Genomic DNA, 2,541 nt, shown 5'->3' on the forward strand with positions numbered 1-2,541 from the left:
TTGAATTATTCATAAACCATCACTGTATTCTAGAGTTTATTAGTACTACAATCACTACTTATTATTCTTATATTTTACTGGCTTGAAGATATGTTACCATGAAGTAATCTTCTATTTATTGTTGGTTTTTTGTATTTCTTGGTTAACATGGTATATTGTAGTTTATTTTTTTCATCTAGGAGGTTTTCTATTATTTTTGTGTTTATTTTTATTTAATAATCATAAAAGAAGAACATAAAATATGTACAATATAAAAAAAAATACATACCAATAGTAAAATCATTAGTTAAGTTCATAACACAAATAAAATATAATTATTAATATAGGAAGTTTAAATATGAGTCATCTAGATAAAGTAAGAAATAATGTGGTAAATAAGGGAAATTCATATGGTTCAGAAATGGAAATAATTAATGATAAACAAATACATGAAGTTATATTACACAGAGGATGTACTTCAAGATTTAGAGAAAATGAACTAATTACATCTGTAATTAGTTGTTTAAATAAAAAAAATATTGATTTTTCTGTTTTAGATGATGAAACATGTTGTGGAATAATATTATATCTACTTGGTGATTCAAAAACAGCAGATGAAGTAGTAAAAGCTAATATTCAGAAATTCAATAGTCATGGTGTAAAAAAGATTATAACAATATGTCCAGGATGTTATGAAGCATTTCATGACTACTATAGTAAACATGAAAATTTTGATATTGAAGTTATTTTTGCAATGGACTTATTTAATGATGAAACTATAGATGGTGATGGTTATATTATTCATGATCCATGTCATGCACTTGAAAGGTCAACACAAGTAAGATCTATAATTAAAAATGTACCCATAGAACGTGCAAATTCCTGTTGTGGATTTGGTGCAGGTTTAAATCTTGGAAGTAAAGAATTAACTAAGAAAATGGCACAGGATACACTAAATAAGGGTAATATTGTAACATACTGTCCCTCATGTTACCATACATTAAATAGTGTTGATAACAAAAAAACTACTGATTTTTTCACACTACTTGATAAAGAATTATAAAAAAAAGTAAGATAAGTAATGTATTCAACATTACTTATTTTCTATAATTATGGGTATATGATACTGTTCTATTTTTAATATTTTCGAAGGTATCATCTACTAACAATTCACCATTTCTAAATACTGTTTGTAAACAATCTTTTCCTTCAGCATCAAAATTCACTGTTTTAAATGTGTCATTTTCTTTTATTAATTTAAAACGTCCAGCTTTTGATTTTTTACTAATATCTAAAGGTTTTTTAAGAATATCATGCCATGTTCCATTACGTAGTTGGGCAGAACATTTAAATGCATTTCTTTGAGTATCACGATTTACTGAAGTATGTAATCCTCCACCCATACCAAAGAGTATATTTTCTGCAGCCCATCCATGATTTTTCATTGAAAAAAGAATATCACGTATTACATGGTAATTTAATCCATCACTCCATAATAGACCAATATTTTTATTAAATACCTTATAACCCATATTATTTTCATGTACTCCAAATCCATCTGCTAGTAATTCAAGACATTCAATAGCAGTAGGAACAGGTTCTCCACTATCAGGTCTAAATACTATTTTGTTACCTTCTGTTGATAAAAACTTCATAATAGTCTTATTAAGAAGACTAGTATTATTTCCAGCTTCTTTAAGAAAATTTCTATAATTATAACTATCAATAACAATTGACAGTATTCCATTTTGAGCACTGTTAATAACGTTAATAATTTGATCTATTTCATTTTCTTCCCCAAGGGATGTCATTACACTGTGTTCTGTTGCTTGTACACTATAACCATAAAGATTGGTTTCATTATAATAATTTTCTGGAATTGTTAGAGCAGGAAGAGTATCTGTACCAGAAAAACTTAGTAGATGTGCAGATCCTGCTAGTTTTGAGGATTCATTTGATGTTGATCCACGATATCCAAAGTCATGTAACATGAAATCAGCATTATCATGTGAAGAACCAGTTATGTCAAGATAAAAATTACATAATTTTTTTACTTCAGCAGATAATGTTGCAACTGTTGATGGATACCATACTTGTAATAATAAAGGTTCAAGATAATTAGATAACCAAAAACATTTACTATCAGTATTTTCTACTGTCATTAAAACATTACTTACATCTACTGGTGTTCCTTCTGGTACTGCCTTAATTTCTACTGGTAATTTTCCATCTAAATCATTAGCAATATATAACCAGTCATCTGTGTTAAATATATTTGGACCAATATGCTTTTCTATGATTCTTTCTGCTTCATAGACTTTTTCTTCTGTGACAACTTGTCCTACTAAATAATTTTTAAGAATATATTGAAGTCCATAGAATATTGTCTTATTAAATTCAGAACCAATTCTACTTTCCATGTATGAATATAATTTCTGTGTATTTTCAGGATAAAAGTAGTGATGTGTTACTTTATAACTATCTGTGAGTAGACATATATTGTTTTCTATCATAATTATTTTTACTCCTTTATTTTTTTATTATCTTTTTTAAATAAAATTC

General features: G+C 27.0%; 2 protein-coding genes. One reads left to right on the forward strand and one right to left on the reverse strand.

The features are described 5' to 3' along the window. The first annotated feature begins 337 nt into the window (after positions 1-337). Positions 338-1,042 (forward strand): (Fe-S)-binding protein, encoded by a 705-nt coding sequence (locus tag A9758_RS00280; protein WP_011406356.1) that lies wholly within the window; start codon positions 338-340, stop codon positions 1,040-1,042. Positions 1,043-1,076: 34 nt separating this feature from the next. Here A9758_RS00280 and A9758_RS00285 read toward each other — a convergent pair whose 3' ends face one another. After that, a complete protein-coding gene (locus tag A9758_RS00285; RefSeq protein WP_011406357.1) occupies positions 1,077-2,492 on the reverse strand; it encodes a nicotinate phosphoribosyltransferase in 1,416 nt (471 codons plus the stop codon). Positions 2,493-2,541: the final 49 nt, after the last annotated feature.

It is taken from the genome of Methanosphaera sp. A6 (assembly GCF_001729395.1).
Lineage (GTDB): Archaea > Methanobacteriota > Methanobacteria > Methanobacteriales > Methanobacteriaceae > Methanosphaera > Methanosphaera stadtmanae.

Coding starts and splice junctions, on each gene's coding strand:
- A9758_RS00280 (WP_011406356.1), top strand. CDS start 338: ATGAGTCATCTAGATAAAGTAAGAAATAATGTGGTAAATAAGGGAAAT.
- A9758_RS00285 (WP_011406357.1), bottom strand. CDS start 2,492: ATGATAGAAAACAATATATGTCTACTCACAGATAGTTATAAAGTAACA.